The 14,999-nt window shown below is 41.9% G+C and carries 15 protein-coding genes and 1 pseudogene; all 16 read right to left on the bottom strand.

All coding sequences use genetic code 11. The annotated features are described in order from the left end of the window. Positions 1 to 12 precede the first annotated feature (12 nt). The 16 genes and pseudogenes from NXG62_RS01130 to murD all read right to left on the bottom strand — a co-directional run bounded on the left by NXG62_RS01130 (position 13) and on the right by murD (position 14,998). Positions 13 to 471 carry a PaaI family thioesterase gene (locus NXG62_RS01130; protein WP_427113221.1) on the bottom strand — a complete coding sequence of 153 codons (459 nt, stop codon included), beginning with the start codon at positions 469 to 471 and terminating at the stop codon, positions 13 to 15. After that, positions 464 to 904 (bottom strand): PaaI family thioesterase, encoded by a 441-nt coding sequence (locus tag NXG62_RS01125; protein WP_427113220.1) that lies wholly within the window; start codon positions 902 to 904, stop codon positions 464 to 466. Before NXG62_RS01125 ends, NXG62_RS01130 begins: the two co-directional genes overlap by 8 nt. A 460-nt stretch (positions 905 to 1,364) precedes the next feature. Continuing rightward, positions 1,365 to 2,414 (bottom strand): glycosyltransferase family 9 protein, encoded by a 1,050-nt coding sequence (locus tag NXG62_RS01120; protein ID WP_427113219.1) that lies wholly within the window; start codon positions 2,412 to 2,414, stop codon positions 1,365 to 1,367. After that, positions 2,411 to 3,442: a glycosyltransferase family 9 protein gene (locus tag NXG62_RS01115; protein WP_427113218.1), complete on the bottom strand. Its 1,032-nt coding sequence runs from the start codon at positions 3,440 to 3,442 to the stop codon at positions 2,411 to 2,413. Before NXG62_RS01115 ends, NXG62_RS01120 begins: the two co-directional genes overlap by 4 nt. Beyond that, positions 3,429 to 3,950, bottom strand: coding sequence for a D-glycero-alpha-D-manno-heptose-1,7-bisphosphate 7-phosphatase (locus tag NXG62_RS01110; protein ID WP_427113217.1), 522 nt, complete (start codon positions 3,948 to 3,950; stop codon positions 3,429 to 3,431). Before NXG62_RS01110 ends, NXG62_RS01115 begins: the two co-directional genes overlap by 14 nt. Next, positions 3,947 to 4,912, bottom strand: coding sequence for an ADP-glyceromanno-heptose 6-epimerase (gene rfaD, locus NXG62_RS01105; RefSeq protein WP_427113216.1), 966 nt, complete (start codon positions 4,910 to 4,912; stop codon positions 3,947 to 3,949). Before rfaD ends, NXG62_RS01110 begins: the two co-directional genes overlap by 4 nt. Then, positions 4,909 to 6,393 carry a D-glycero-beta-D-manno-heptose-7-phosphate kinase gene (rfaE1, locus tag NXG62_RS01100; RefSeq protein ID WP_427113215.1) on the bottom strand — a complete coding sequence of 495 codons (1,485 nt, stop codon included), beginning with the start codon at positions 6,391 to 6,393 and terminating at the stop codon, positions 4,909 to 4,911. Before rfaE1 ends, rfaD begins: the two co-directional genes overlap by 4 nt. A gap of 19 nt (positions 6,394 to 6,412) precedes the next feature. Beyond that, positions 6,413 to 6,880, bottom strand: a complete 468-nt coding sequence (nrdR, locus tag NXG62_RS01095; protein ID WP_427113214.1) for a transcriptional regulator NrdR — start codon at positions 6,878 to 6,880, stop codon at positions 6,413 to 6,415. Positions 6,881 to 7,010: 130 nt separating this feature from the next. Next, positions 7,011 to 8,033: a cell division protein FtsZ gene (gene ftsZ, locus NXG62_RS01090; RefSeq protein WP_091651209.1), complete on the bottom strand. Its 1,023-nt coding sequence runs from the start codon at positions 8,031 to 8,033 to the stop codon at positions 7,011 to 7,013. 103 nt (positions 8,034 to 8,136) lie between these two features. Beyond that, positions 8,137 to 8,481: a small basic family protein gene (locus NXG62_RS01085; RefSeq protein ID WP_427113213.1), complete on the bottom strand. Its 345-nt coding sequence runs from the start codon at positions 8,479 to 8,481 to the stop codon at positions 8,137 to 8,139. Further along, the gene (locus tag NXG62_RS01080) at positions 8,478 to 9,155 is read right to left on the bottom strand and encodes a DUF881 domain-containing protein (RefSeq protein ID WP_427113212.1); all 678 of its coding nucleotides are present in this window, start codon (positions 9,153 to 9,155) and stop codon (positions 8,478 to 8,480) included. The genes NXG62_RS01085 and NXG62_RS01080 overlap by 4 nt, the downstream gene beginning before the upstream one ends. 12 nt (positions 9,156 to 9,167) lie before the next feature. Then, positions 9,168 to 10,118, bottom strand: coding sequence for a cell division protein FtsQ/DivIB (locus NXG62_RS01075; RefSeq protein ID WP_427113211.1), 951 nt, complete (start codon positions 10,116 to 10,118; stop codon positions 9,168 to 9,170). A gap of 24 nt (positions 10,119 to 10,142) precedes the next feature. Then, positions 10,143 to 11,072 carry a D-alanine--D-alanine ligase gene (locus tag NXG62_RS01070; protein ID WP_427114299.1) on the bottom strand — a complete coding sequence of 310 codons (930 nt, stop codon included), beginning with the start codon at positions 11,070 to 11,072 and terminating at the stop codon, positions 10,143 to 10,145. Between the two features lie 27 nt (positions 11,073 to 11,099). Next, positions 11,100 to 12,464, bottom strand: a pseudogene (gene murC / locus NXG62_RS01065) (UDP-N-acetylmuramate--L-alanine ligase); the annotation flags it as partial. A 15-nt stretch (positions 12,465 to 12,479) separates the two neighbouring features. Continuing rightward, positions 12,480 to 13,598 (bottom strand): undecaprenyldiphospho-muramoylpentapeptide beta-N-acetylglucosaminyltransferase, encoded by a 1,119-nt coding sequence (gene murG / locus NXG62_RS01060; protein WP_427113210.1) that lies wholly within the window; start codon positions 13,596 to 13,598, stop codon positions 12,480 to 12,482. A gap of 35 nt (positions 13,599 to 13,633) precedes the next feature. After that, positions 13,634 to 14,998: a UDP-N-acetylmuramoyl-L-alanine--D-glutamate ligase gene (gene murD / locus NXG62_RS01055; RefSeq protein WP_427113209.1), complete on the bottom strand. Its 1,365-nt coding sequence runs from the start codon at positions 14,996 to 14,998 to the stop codon at positions 13,634 to 13,636. Position 14,999 lies beyond the last annotated feature (1 nt).

The raw sequence follows: 14,999 nt of genomic DNA, 5'->3' as shown, positions 1-14,999 counted from the left end.
CCTTCCATTTAATTATTTTTCAAACTTCCCCAAAATATAAAAAGACGAACGCCCTTTTACAACAATATGACCTTCGCTATCAAAACATTCGCATTCAGCAACTATTGTCTTGCCGCCATGATGTACGACTTGACCGATTCCCGTAATGTACTTTCCCCCGGCAACGCGCCGGATATAATTCATATTGATTTCGAGAGTTGTCACCTGATACCCCAGGCTCCTGCTTGCCATACCCATAAGAGTATCACAAAAAGCAGCTAAGATGCCTCCTGAAGCAATTCCCCGATAATTGCAAAGATTCTCTGTTATGTCAAATCGAACACGCGCAAAGCCTTCGTCAATATCTTCTATTGTACACGGAAGACTCTTGAAATATGGAGTCAATTGATATACGCCGATATAAATATTGCGAAATCGTTCTTTTAATTCTTCACTATGAACTCGCTTCAAAAAATTCTCTTCATCAGCCATTAATATCATCCCCCTCTTTTGGAAAATGATATTCTCCTGTTACAAAAAAAGTTCCCTTTCCATGAGCTAAATATCGTTCATTATTATCATAAAAATCGCAAAGCGCCACCATTGTCGTACGACCATTATGAACCACTTTAGCTATTGCACGAACCGTCGTATCAGGATATGTCGGAGAAAAATAGTTCATCGCCAAATCCAGCGTCAAAACAGCTTTCCCCTTAAGGGCACAAGCCGCCTCCATCGTTGAGTCGGCCATGGCATAGAGCACTCCGCCGTACATAGTTCCATTCGGATTTTCCCATGCGCTTCCTTTATTTTCAAACAGGAGTACTGCTTCATCATCCTCAGCTTTTTCAACATGAAATCCCATAAAGGCGTCAAATGGATTTTTTTGGAGATCTTTTTCAACTATATCTATGTCAACCTTCATTTATTCTCTGGTCAACTCCCTTCAAAATAGATACTATTATATTTTACTATATCAAAATTGATACGTCAAACATAGTAATTAATGTAAAATATAAATTTCCATACTATCTATGTATTACACTGATCGGCTCGACACTATTAACCCGCGAGATCGGGACTTTCACCTGTTAGACTGCGCCCATGCCGGGCGCACCTACATAAAAGGAGCTGAATTACTTCAGCTCCTTGATACGCCTGACCTGGTTTTTAACCCCACACTCGCCTGCTGGAAGGTTCGCTCATAGATGCTAGATCTCCCACTACTGCTTCTCTCGTTTTTTCACGGCAGGACTTACTTCTAAGCCGCACTATGATCAGGACCGCTTTGGATCCCTTACGTGGATCGCTTCGCCTGCGACTGGCATCGACTTACAACCACAGACACATATCAGGTGACATTATACTGGAATCGAATACAATTGTCAATTTTTAATCCCATACCGGGCAATAAGCTCGTTTCCTGCTTCGATAACTTCTTCCGTCGTAATAACAGAAATTCCCTTGTAATTACCCTCACGGATAATTTTCTTCATACTTTTTCCTATTTTATATTCGTTTGTTGATTCCAAGACAATAGCTTTTTTCGTATACGGACCATAGAATTTCGGATTACTCGGTCCATAAAGTGCTACCAGAGGAACATCCTGACTAACAGCTACATGCATAGGTCCGCTATCATTAGTAATAAATAAGGAACAGCGCCTTACAGCAGCGGCAAGCTCACCTACGGAAAACTTTCCTGTACAAATAATCGGGGTGTTCTTCATAAAAAAAACAGCTTCCCGAACCATATCCATATCCATAGGGCCGCCATAAAAAGCACACCGGAATCCCCTGTTGGAAAAATAATCCGCCACCGCGGCAAATCGTTCGACAGGCCATCGTTTTTGCGGAACAGCACTACCAATATTAAAACCCACAAGCGGCTCTTTTTCCCGTAAATCAGACGCTATATAAAAATTTTGAACTTGTTTTTCCCACGCTGGACATGTAAAAATCTGCAATCCTGCATTTTTATGATCCTCAATGCCGAGTTGTCTGAGCACATCGATGTACATATCTGCTGCATGCAAATGAGTCCGATCCAATCTCGTATAGGTATCCATAAAAGACCGTGCCAAAAAATGGCTCATGCCAACAAACTGTTTTGCTCTGACAGCAACCGCTAAAAATGAAGTCCGTTCGTTAGGATGCAGATTAATCAGCAAATCGGGATGCTGGTTATGAAGTTCTTTGCCTATATGCCATAGCGCTGCCAGAGAATTATCCTTCCCTTTTTTATCGACGGTTACAAGATGATCTATATTAGGATTATAACGTACCACATCAGCTAATTTTTCATCTACAACCAAAGTAATGTCAGAACCAATCGCATGACGCCGTAAAATCTGCAAAAAAGGAGTTATTAAAATCAAATCTCCTAAGTGCATAAGGAAGGTTACAATAATTCTTTTGTTTTTTAAATTTATCATGCCTTCACCTTCTTTATAACAGCCGCATAGGTATTCCATACATCCCATACGGATATCTGTGCCATACAATCGGGATCATTTACTAAAGGGTGTTGTTGCGTAGCTGTGGAAGTCGGAGATAGTATTATATGAATATACGTATCTGCTTCTCCTCCATAGGGACCTGTACGATCCGGACACGTGGGACCAAATAAAGCAATCAGTTCTTTCTTAAGCGCATTGGCAATATGCAAAGGACCAGTATCAGCACTTATGTATACATCTGCCATGGAAATAACCGCCATAAGCTCATGTAAACTAGTTTTTCCTGTATAATCAAAAACGTTGGGACATTCCGTTCCCGCCATAATAGCTTTTCCCTTCAAAATGTCATCCCCACTGCCAAGGAGAATCACATTCATCCCAGTAGCGGCAACTCGATTAACAAAATCCGACCAATGCCCCAGCGGCCATTCCTTTACCTTCCACCTAGCTCCCGGTACAACCGCGATATAGTGTCCTATCATGCCATCCTCTGTAAATCGTTTCCGCATCGTTTGCTTTTGCATGCTAATATTGGGAAGAGGAAATTCTACAGAACTGACCGTACCGCCAAGTACACGTACCGTATCCAGGTATCGTTCAATGACATGATCATTCTTATGTATTCCCGTCAACCCTTTACTGACCAGAAAACTGCCTTCACGCATCTCCCAATATCCGTATTTTTCCTTAGCACCGCTCAAAAAAGCAACAATAGCACTTTTAGCTAACCCCTGCAAGTCAAAACATACATCAAAATGATAAGCATGCAGTATATGCCACAGTTCCCGCAAATATGCTATGGATGTAAGCTTTGCTTTATCAATATAAACAACATCATCTATATAAGGCTTTCCTGGAAGAACCGCTGCAAAATTTTGATGAACAGCCCATACAATACGTGCATTCGGACAATTCTGCCGCAATGCATAAAGCGTCGGTAATGCATGCAATACATCACCCAGAGAGCTCATTTTAATAATAAGTATGCTCTTATAGGCTTTCATGTGCATTCCTCTTCTCTAATACATGATCAATAAACACATCAAGGCGTTCTCCTGTAAACAAATATCCCGGCAAACCTGCGGCTTTGGCACATTCCATATCGCTTGTACTATCTCCAATTAAAAAGGATTGAGAAATATCCAAATCATACTCTTTTACTGCCTGCAACACCATACCAGGAGCTGGTTTTCGCCAATCACTTTTCTTATTATAAAAAGGATCCGCAGCCCCCTCCAAAAACGGACAGTAGTAAAATGCCGTAATACACCCCCCAGCCGCTGCTATTTCCTGAGACATCCAGGAATGAAGTTTTTTTACATCCTCTTCTGTATAATACCCGCGAGCCACACCGCTTTGATTCGTTACTACAATAACCAAGTATCCCAGCTGGTTAAGATATGCCAGTCCCTCCTTAGCACCTTTTACCCATATGACATCCTCCGGACGATGTAAATAATGTATATCTTTATTCAAAACTCCGTCCCTATCAAAAAAAGCCGCTTTTCTCATTCGAAGTATCCATCACTCTTTTCCAAAATACGGCAATATTCCTGTACGGCTTCCTTTAAGAGAGTAAACCCGCGGTCATACCCAGCATCCATTAATTTTGTTGTATCCGCCTGCGTAAAGCTCTGATATTTTCCCTTCAGAATATCCGGGAATGGAACGTATTCCACAGTACCTTTTCCGCAATACGCGATAATACCCCGAACAAACTCGTTAAATGAATGTCCTTCGCCAGTACCGCAATTATAAATGCCGGATAATTCGGGATGTTCCCAAAAATAAAATATAACATTTACAACATCATTCACATAAATAAAATCACGAATCTGCCCCCCATTTTCATATCCTGCAGTTCCCTCAAAAAGAGTAATTTTTCCATTTTTCTGCAGTTCATAATATTTTTGGTAAATAAGGGAAGCCATTCGATCCTTATGATTTTCCTGCGGCCCGAATACATTAAAATATCGAAAACCAACAATCTGACTGTTAGCAAGCGGCAGCATACGCCGTACAAAGCGGTCAAACTGCAGTTTTGAATATGCATACGGGTTCAGCGCTTGTTCACAAGCCGGTTCCTCACGAAATCCATGTTTACCGCTGCCATACGTAGAAGCCGATGATGCATACAAAAAAGGTATTTTACGATGCATACAATAACGCAGAAGATTCTTACTACCTTCATAATTATTTTTCATCATGTAGCGCCCGTCATAATTCATCGTATCCGAACAGGCTCCTTCGTGAAAGACAACATCAATATACCCGCCGTCAAAAGATTCGTCAGCCATTTGATCTGCAAAATCTTCATAATCCATATAATCATAAAATGACAATCCCTGTAAGTTTCGGCACTTACGTCCATCCGTCAAATCATCTACCACCAAGATATCATGAATACCCCTATCATTTAATTTTTTTATAATATTGCTGCCGATAAAACCCGCACCACCTGTTACTATCTTCATAAAATTCCCTTCCTCGCCCTATTTATAATTTTATCTATTATATTCGTTGTAGAATACCCTTCTTCAAAAGAAATGATTTCCACTCGTTTTACGTATTCTCGTCCAATCACTTCGTCAGCTTTATAATCCCCGCCCTTAACAAGGATATCCGGGCGCAAAACCGACAACAATTCTTTCGGCGTATCTTCATTGAAAATAACCACATCGTCAACGCAAGCCAGCGCGCTTAACAGCACGGCACGATCATTCTGCTGTACAAAAGGCCTTGCTTCTCCCTTTAACCGTCGAACAGATTCATCAGAATTTAAACCGATAACTAAATGCTGCCCCAGCATAGCTGCCTGTTGTAAATAAAGTACATGCCCGCGGTGCAGTATATCAAAGCAACCATTTGTAAAAACAACAATTTCACCATTTTGCTGCCATTGCCGTATCTTGCCGGCCATTTCCCTGCAGCTCAATGATTCATACGGAGCCCACCGGCGGTTGGGACGCCATTGGTGCCACAATTGTAAAAGTTCACTGCGATGAACAGGATAAGTACCTACCTTAGCGACGACAACTCCCGCTGCGGAATTAGCAATCTGTAAACTTGCACGAATAGAAAGCTTTGCCGCAATAGAAGTTAAAAAAGCAGCGGCTACTGTATCGCCTGCCCCAGATACATCGAATACTTCCTGCGCTGTTGCGGGGTTGCTCCAGACCTTTCCATCCTTGCCTATAACGGTTATCCCTTTTTCTGATCTAGTTACCATGAGATGTGCAAAATCATACCTCTCATGAAGTTTCATAGCAGCTTCAATCACATCTCCTCCTGCATTAGCAACCGTATAGCCAATACAGTCACTAATTTCCTTCATATTAGGCGTAACAAAATCGGCCCCGTTATATTTACTCCAATCCGTACCCTTGGGATCCACAAGTACCGGTATGCCAGCTTTACGAGCAAAAGAAATAACCCCGCCGGATACGGCATCCGTAAGAACACCCTTACCGTAGTCAGAAATGATAATACCGTCCAGTCCATCTCGTATCCGTTCTTGTAACCAGTGAAGCAATACCTGTTCCTCATCCGATTCAAGTGCCGTAATTTCTTCAAAATCAAGTCGCAGCATTTGCTGGCGTGAACCGAGAACGCGAAGTTTTGTCGTTGTAGCATGTCCTGTACGGGAAATTAACCCCGACCCATCAATATGCGCATCCGCCAATAATTTCTGCAAAACAGAACCATACTCGTCTGTCCCCATAAGACCAGCCAAAAAAACATGACATTCCAAATTAGCCAGATTAGACGCTACATTTGCAGCACCTCCCAAGGCAGAAGTAATATGGGACACCTTATTAACTGGGACCGGGGCTTCCGGAGAAATCCGTTCCACTTTGCCAAATACGTAACGGTCAACCATAACGTCGCCAATGACAGCAATACGTAAATTCGGCAATACATTGTTTAAAAAATTATCAATATAACCCTCTGTCATAAAAACTCCTTTTACGATCTCAGACCTTCTTATGCCTGTTATCCATGAGGCGCTTCAATTCCGCCATGAAACTATCCAAATCAGCAAATTGACGATACACGGAAGCAAACCGGATATATGCCACTAAATCCACACTCTGCAGCTCATCAAGAACCATTTCGCCGATTTTTACACTCGTTACTTCCTGAGCTAAAGAGTTTCGAATTTTATGTTCTACCCGAGAAACGATTCCATCTAACTGCTGCATCGTAACCATGCGTTTATTACAAGCACGCAATAATCCATTCAGAATCTTATTGCGATCAAACAATTCCCGGCTACCGTCTTTTTTTATGACTACCAGAGGTACCTCTTCTACCATCTCATACGTCGTAAACCGACGTCCGCATTTTTGGCATTCACGGCGGCGGCGGATAGCATTGCCGTCATCAGTCGCCCTGGAATCCGTAACCTTCGTATCGTCGCTCTTGCAAAATGGACATCTCATAATTTGCCTCCTACAGACATTCAAAAAATTATTTTTCAACAATCTTAAGTTACAATTCTACACGCCTCTTTAAAAATCCTGCTGTTTTAGCAAAAAAGCGGGTCCGACGGGACCCGCTTACCTTCATTGATTATCTCATCCACGTAGGAATTTCCACACCACTTGCTTCTTTTTTATCGTTCACTGTGCCAGATTGTCCAAAAGAAGGAATAGTTGATGGTTCCTTACCAAAGCCAGTAGCCACAACAGTAATCCGAATAGAATCTTCCATATCCGGATCGATAACAGAACCAAAAATAATATTTGCATCGGGATCGACAGCTTCAGCAACCTTTTCGGCTGCTTCATTAATTTCATACAAGCTGATATCCGGACCGCCTGTAACATTGAGCAATATGCTCTGTGCCCCATCGATGCTGGTTTCCAGAAGTGCACTGTGAATAGCACCATCAACGGCTTCCGTAGCACGGTTTTCACCGGATCCGATACCAATACCCATAATAGCCTCTCCCTGATCGAGCATAATTGTCTTTACATCGGCAAAATCAAGATTAATCAAACCGGTTGTTGTAATTAAATCAGAAATACCCTGTACACCCTGACGCAACACATCATCGGCTACTAAGAACGCATCTTTAAGAGGTGTCTTTTTGTCAATAATCTGAAGCAATTTATCGTTAGGAATCGTAATGATCGTATCTACTTTTTCTTTTAAATACGCCGCACCTTTTTCAGCCTGTTCTTTACGACGTTTGCCTTCAAAAGCAAACGGCTTAGTCACTACTGCGACGGTAAGAGCCCCCATTTCTTTAGCACATTCAGCAACAATAGGCGCTGCGCCCGTACCTGTACCGCCGCCCATTCCGGCCGTTACGAACACCATATCAGCTCCTTGAAGAGCCTTTATAATTTCTTCCTTGCTTTCAAGAGCAGCCTGTTCGCCGATTTGGGGATTAGCACCAGCACCGAGACCGCGAGTCAGCTTTTCACCAATCTGAATTTTCACATCAGCTTTGGATACTTCCAATACCTGATCCTCTGTATTGACGGAAATAAACTGAACACCCTGCAAACCGCTTTCTATCATACGATTGACAGCGTTATTTCCGCCACCGCCGACACCAATAACCTTTATATTTGCAAACTCTGCCATATTGTTTCCTCCTTCGAATATGCATACTTGTACTTTTAGATAGGATTTCCTTATTATTTTACACTATCTAAAGGAATTAATCCACATTATTTTTAAATTAATTTCATTTCTCAGGCTTATAAACTAGGAGTTTCCTGCGAATCCGGGCCATATTTTGAAAAATACGCATACCAAAGGTAATAAGCACAACAAAATATAAATCTATCCCCAGTCGTAATCCAACAAACACAAAAATTGCAGCCATAAATGCATTGGAAAAAAATCCAACCAAAAACATCCTGTTATCAAATTTTTTATTCAAGGTTGCCCGTATTCCGCCAAATACGGAATCCAGACAAGCCAGCAAAGCCGTCGCCAGCAGCTTTGCCATATCAGGAGAAACAGATAAATCAGGCATTATAATACCAATACATATCCCTATAGCCATACCGATTATCGGATATATCATGAGTTATCTGCCTCCTTTTTGGAGATACGAGCATATTCATGACGAAATGATCCTTCATATGCAGGAACAACGATCATTTCCAATTTTCGGATTTGCAATTCAATTCCCCAATATTTTAAACTTTCTTTTACCCCGCCGCGCAAATTAAGCGCTCCTAATAATGAATGCATATCGCCGATAGCTTTGATTTCAAAGGGCGGCGATAATATTTTACCGTTAATATTGATATTAGGTCCTACACACCGTATTTCCGATGTACCGATCAATCGCTGCCCATTAATTGATAAAGCCTCTGCCCCGGCTGCCCGGAGTTCATTGACAATACGCAATAAATCTTCATCATGAATGATATATAAATTAGGATTCGCTCCCTGCATTTTTGGCTGCGTACTATCATCCAGCGTTACGATAATACCAGGCCCTTCTACAGGTAAAACCCCAGCATCATAGCGAAGTTCTTGTAATTGCGTATCTTTATTCCCGCCAAGTTCGCTGATTTGTTTCTTCAAAGCCTTATTGTCAGCTTCCAGGTCCCTGACCTTGGAAATAAGTTCTTCTGCACGCTGCGAAGTGACTGGAAGCGTATCCTGTGCCGCTTTATATTGTGTAACCAACATGATTCCCAATAATACGCAAGCAAATGTAATCGCAATTTTTCCCTCTTGTAATCTCACAGTCTTTCCTTTCTATTTACTCTTCACTAAAGGTGCTTGAATATCACTGTCAATATAGTCAACGGATAAACGGTTGTTTTTTACCTCCTGCAACAGTTCTTCCGTAATGCGAGCTCGTTGTTCCGGATGATCGCCGTTTCCTAAATAGATAGGAATAGAATCTGATGTATAAACGGTAATCTTATCCGGATTTCCCACATTTACTTCCGCTACTTGATTTAAATATTCGGGAGATAGATTCTGTAAATATGTCAAAGAATCCCGAACCGGATCATTTTTTATAACATCGCCCAACAGGAGTGTGTCCATTTTTTTACCTGTAAAAAGAGGCACAGATATGCCTTTAATTCTCTGACCCAGCCGAATAACTACGCCATTAGCATCCAGATACGCAAAACCATACATCGTCGTCATAACAGCAATCGGCTTGCGTTCTTCTATCGTAATGTGGATCGTCACAGGAAATTCGCGTACTACTTCGACATGTGCAACACGCAAATCATTACTCAGATTATCCTTCATTGTGCCGGGTGACAATTGAACTACGTTAACGGGACCGCTAATACCGCAGCTGCGGTAAACAGCCTCATTCGACATCGTACTGTTTCCATCTACAATTACACGCCCAAAGGACACGGGAGAAAACCGCAAAAATAACCACAGCAGAAAAACCAATAACACTGCCAGTATAACAAATAAACGATACCGGTGCTGCAAATTTCCTGTCCGCCGTTTCTTTTTGCATTTTCCGGAATGCAATACGCTCTTACCTTCATCCTTTTCTTTATGCAGCTGTTCTGTTTCTGCTCCATCAGAAACAGTTTTTCTCAACGGGTCGTCAGGTACTTCCGGAGGAATAAATTTTTCCGGAGGCAACAGCGTTTCCGACACATCCTGATGAGACCGTACATCATCCGTATTCAGTATTGGAATAGAAAAGATATCTTTCTCATCATTTTTCATCACAAAATCTCACCAACATTATAATTAAAATTTACCAACAGCTGCTTCCAGCAATATATTTTCGCATAATTCTTCAAACGATATCCCCATCGCTCTTGCTGCATCGGGAACTAAACTTGTGCTGGTCATTCCTGGTACAGTATTAATTTCCAAAACAAAAGGATTTCCCGCTGCATCCGTCATAAAATCAACACGTGCGACACCATTACAATGGCACAAATGAAAGACTTTCATCGCTAGATCCTGCATTTGTTTTGTTAATTTTTCCGAAATCGGCGCCGGACACAGATGTTTGGTCACACCCGGTGTATATTTTGAATAATAATCGTACTTACCAGTACTCGATACAATTTGAATAACAGGAAATGCCATGTTATCCATAACCGCGACAGTAAATTCGTCTCCATTAATAAAAGACTCTGCTATCAATGATTTTCCATATTTAAACGCTTCCACTAATGCCGATTTAACTTTAGTTTGTAAATCGACAATAACAGTACCAATACTCGAACCCTGCCCTGCGGATTTTATAACTACAGGAAAGCCAAATCGTTCTGCAATATCCTCAGCGATAGTATCCAAGCCTTGATTTTCAAAATAATAAGAGAAGGGAGCCGTAGCAATTCCCGCACCTTGAAAAGCACATTTGCTCATCACTTTATTCATACCCACAGCACTGGCCATAACGCCTGACCCCGTATAAGGAATTCCCATCATTTCGCATAATCCCTGTATAAGACCATCTTCCCCATACCGGCCGTGCAGCGCATTAAATACAATATCAATTTTTTCATCTAGCAATTGTTGCGCCAGCATATGTGGATTCAGTTCCATTACAGTGACCTGATATCCTTTGGAAATAAGAGCCTTGGCAATAGCGCCTCCTGTATTGCGAGACACAGCCGCTTCTGTCGACGGTCCGCCGACAACAACGGCAATTTTTTTAGTTTTCACATCAATAGTACTTGTATTTTCACCGCTCGATTCAGCAATATATTGTTCACCCACACGATAAATATCGCCAGCACCCATAGTAATAATCATTTCTTTTGGCTGAGCAAATTTTCTCAAATATTCTACTACATCTTCTTTATTAGGAATATACAAGACCTCTTGACCTGTTGTTTCAATAACCTTATTGGCAATAAGTTCTCCCGTTACATTCGGAATCGGCGTTTCACCAGCACTATATATATCTGTAACAATAAGCAAATCTGCATTTTTAAATGCCCCGCCGAAACGATCTACCAGCAATTGCGTTCTCGTATACCGATGCGGTTGAAATACACAAACAATACGATGTGTTCCTATATCTTTGGCAGCGGTTAATGTGGCATTAATTTCAGCAGGATGATGTCCATAATCATCAACAACCCAAACATCGCCAACATATCCTTTTGTCTGAAAACGGCGTTTCGCTCCATGAAAATGAGACATGGCTTCCGCAATTTTTTCAAAAGGAATCCCACAAGCATCCGCTACCGCAACGGCAGCCAACGTATTCAGTACATTGTGGCGTCCCGGCACAAACAGATTCATGCTTCCCATCTTTTTATCGTGATGATACACGTCAAAACAAAGTCGGCCTTTTTCATAATGAATATGATCCGCTGTGTAGTCAGCCTGATTTTCTATCCCATAGGATATATAACGGCGGTTTAAGCTAGGTGCCAGATTGCGGATATGTTCATTATCAAAACAAAGAACTGCCATTCCTTCTTTCGGGTCAAGTTTCTGTATAAAAACTTTAAACGCATTGATAACATTATCCAAAGAGCCGTAATGATCCATATGATCGGCATCAATATTAGTAACCACTGCAATATAAGGATTAAATTTTATAAAGGATCCGTCACTTTCATCGGCTTCCGCAATGACATATTTCCCTTTCCCTAATACAGAATTAGCATGCAGATAATCGACTTCTCCTCCAATGACAACGGTTGGATCCATTCCCCCTTCCACAAAAATCTGTCCCAACATAGAAGAAGTGGTTGTTTTTCCATGTGCTCCCGCCACGGCAATTCCCTTTCCCCAACTCATAATATCCAGCAATGCGTCGGATCGATGAATAACAGGTATATGACGTATATGTGCTTCCTGTAGTTCTACATTATCTTCGTGAATTGCCGAAGAAACGACAACCAGTTCCGCATCTTGCAGATTTTCCGGTTTCTGCCCAATGCAAATACGTGCTCCTTGTTGGGAAAATCGTTCTGTAATAGCGGATTGTTTCACATCAGACCCGGAAATATAATATCCCTTTTGCAGCAAAACATTCGCAATCGCTCTCATACCGGCGCCGGCTATTCCTATAAAATGTACTTTTTTCACAGTATTCAACATGTGTATGCACTCCCTTTATTTTGAGTCGCGTGCGATGGACAATGCCAACTTTGCGATATCATATGCAGCCTTAGGTTTTCCCAAAGACTTACTAGCTTCAGCCATCCGTTTCAACGCTACCGGATCATTTTTCAAATGAACGATTTCTTCAATAAGTTCCCGTCCTGTAAGCATCTTATCCAAAATCATTTTTGCAGCACCGCACATAACCAAAGCCTGCGCATTATACCGTTGATGATCTTCGGCCGCATAAGGATATGGTATCAATATGGAAGGCAGACCTCGTACAGTCAATTCCGCCAGTCCTACCGCTCCTGCGCGGTATACTGCTAAATCAGCCGCCGCCAGTGCTTCCGGCATATGGTGAAGATATGGAATAATATAACTTCCCGAACCGTACTTCCCTTTTTCGCTGATTCCCGGAAGTTGTTCCACAACTTGTTTATATTCGTCAGTCCCAGTTACATGCAAAATCTGTATATCCGGATCATCTTTAAAGTACCGATGCGCTTCTACCATAGCTGTATTAATAGTACGAGCACCCCGGCTGCCACCAGCAACCAAAAGGGTAAACTTTACCGGATCTAATCCCAGAAAAGCCCGTCCGGTCTTCTTGGATACAGTTAAAATATCCTTCCGAACAGGATTACCTGTAACTACCAATTTGTTTTTTTGATTAAAACGACCAGAAGCTTCTTCATAACCGAGCGCTACAATATCGACAAATTTGCTTAAAATTGTATTGGTAATACCCGGAATAACATTTTGCTCCTGAATAAGTGTGGGTATACCGCTTAAACTAGCCGCTAAAAGTACTGGGCCGCAGACAAACCCCCCTGTTCCAATAACGACCTGCGGTTTAAATTTATGTAATAACCATCGGGCTTGCACCATGCTGCCAATAGTTTTTTTCAATGTAACCATATTGCGAATGGATATTTTTCGTTCCAATCCTCGTACATCCAGTGTAACAAAAGGCAGTCCTTCTTTAGGTATCAGCGTATTTTCCAAGCCAACTTTAGAACCCACATATAAAAACTCTGTCGGTTCAATATCGGCAATAGATCTGGCAATAGTAATCGCCGGATAGATATGACCACCTGTTCCTCCACCGGATATAATGACACGACGCATGCCTTTTCCTCCTTATTTTCACTTCAGCTCATAATTTACAGCGACCAAACAATCCGTTTAAAATCATCGCCGCGCTGTTCAAAATTGTCATACATATCGTAGCTGGAACACGCTGGTGACAACAATATTACCTGCGGTGCCGTTGCCATGTTTCGAGCCATCCTTACGGCCTTTTCCATGTCAAATCCGGCACGATAAATATTTTTCACACCAACTTTGCGAGCCTCTTGTTCAAATCGGTCGCCCGCTTCACCGACTAAAATCAGTATATCCACTTTTTTAGCTGCCAGCTGCATAAACGTATCAAGAGGAGTCATTTTATCATGTCCGCCGGCAATAAGAATAACATGGCCGGAAAACGCTTCCAAAGCCTTAATAGATGCATCCGTATTAGTCCCTTTACTATCGTTATAATACGGAACTCCTTGAATCGTACGCACAAATTCAATGCGATGCTCCACTCCGCTGAATTCTTTAAGAACTTTACGAATCACCGCAAGCGGTGCTCCGACAGCATAGGCAATTAAAAAAGCCGCCAAACAATTTTGAATATTATGTTTACCGAATAATTTCAATTCGTCCGTCCGGCATATGCATGTGTCTCTGCCATGGATCCGCAGGATCAATTCCTTGCCTCGCAAGAAAGCACCTACAGGAACTTCTGTATTCGTTGAAAAATATAGAATCCTACTTTGTATATCCTTCTCCATTTGTCTGATCAACGGATCATCATAATTCAAAACAGCGGTTTCCCGCTTAGTCTGATTGCGAAAAATGCGTTCTTTTGCAGCAGCATACGCTTCCATTGTATGATGCCGATCCATATGATCCGGTGTAATGTTCAATATACAAGCAGCTTTAGGTTTAAGCGTCTGTGTGTTTTCAAGTTGAAAACTGGAAAGCTCCGCAACAACCACATCTCCTGCCGGTAAATCAGCTGCTTGTTCCGAAAGACCTATACCAATATTGCCGCCTACTACAGTATGTCGTCCTGCCGCTTCCATAATTTTCCCAAGTAGTGTAGTCGTTGTCGTTTTACCATTAGTCCCCGTCACGCCGAGGATATCTGCATTGGTAACACGACTCGCTACTTCTACTTCGCTCCAAATAGGAATCCCTCTTTTTACCGCTTCCCGCATAATAGGAATTTCCGGAGAAATAACGGGAGAAGGTACAACAATATCCGTTGTATCAAGAAGAGACGTTTCCTGGCTGCCAAAAACAAATTTCACACCTGCTGCGGCAAGAATCGTCCACGGTTCTTCCGAGGCATCAATTTTCTTCCTATCATTTAAAACCACCGCCGCGCCATGTCCCGCCAATACACGTGCTGCAGCTTTACCACTGATTCCGGCACCGATAACCAGTATAGTTTTACCCGTAAAATCCATTATACTCATT

The organism is Megasphaera sueciensis (assembly GCF_050219315.1).
GTDB classification, from domain to species: domain Bacteria; phylum Bacillota; class Negativicutes; order Veillonellales; family Megasphaeraceae; genus Megasphaera_A; species Megasphaera_A sueciensis.
Note: the sequence above shows the minus strand (reverse complement) of the source record. Positions and strands in the feature narration are given on the sequence as shown.

Coding starts and splice junctions, on each gene's coding strand:
- NXG62_RS01130 (WP_427113221.1), bottom strand. CDS start 471: ATGGCTGATGAAGAGAATTTTTTGAAGCGAGTTCATAGTGAAGAATTA.
- NXG62_RS01125 (WP_427113220.1), bottom strand. CDS start 904: ATGAAGGTTGACATAGATATAGTTGAAAAAGATCTCCAAAAAAATCCA.
- NXG62_RS01120 (WP_427113219.1), bottom strand. CDS start 2,414: ATGATAAATTTAAAAAACAAAAGAATTATTGTAACCTTCCTTATGCAC.
- NXG62_RS01115 (WP_427113218.1), bottom strand. CDS start 3,442: ATGAAAGCCTATAAGAGCATACTTATTATTAAAATGAGCTCTCTGGGT.
- NXG62_RS01110 (WP_427113217.1), bottom strand. CDS start 3,950: ATGAGAAAAGCGGCTTTTTTTGATAGGGACGGAGTTTTGAATAAAGAT.
- rfaD (WP_427113216.1), bottom strand. CDS start 4,912: ATGAAGATAGTAACAGGTGGTGCGGGTTTTATCGGCAGCAATATTATA.
- rfaE1 (WP_427113215.1), bottom strand. CDS start 6,393: ATGACAGAGGGTTATATTGATAATTTTTTAAACAATGTATTGCCGAAT.
- nrdR (WP_427113214.1), bottom strand. CDS start 6,880: ATGAGATGTCCATTTTGCAAGAGCGACGATACGAAGGTTACGGATTCC.
- ftsZ (WP_091651209.1), bottom strand. CDS start 8,033: ATGGCAGAGTTTGCAAATATAAAGGTTATTGGTGTCGGCGGTGGCGGA.
- NXG62_RS01085 (WP_427113213.1), bottom strand. CDS start 8,481: ATGATATATCCGATAATCGGTATGGCTATAGGGATATGTATTGGTATT.
- NXG62_RS01075 (WP_427113211.1), bottom strand. CDS start 10,118: ATGAAAAATGATGAGAAAGATATCTTTTCTATTCCAATACTGAATACG.
- murG (WP_427113210.1), bottom strand. CDS start 13,598: ATGCGTCGTGTCATTATATCCGGTGGAGGAACAGGTGGTCATATCTAT.
- murD (WP_427113209.1), bottom strand. CDS start 14,998: ATGAGTATAATGGATTTTACGGGTAAAACTATACTGGTTATCGGTGCC.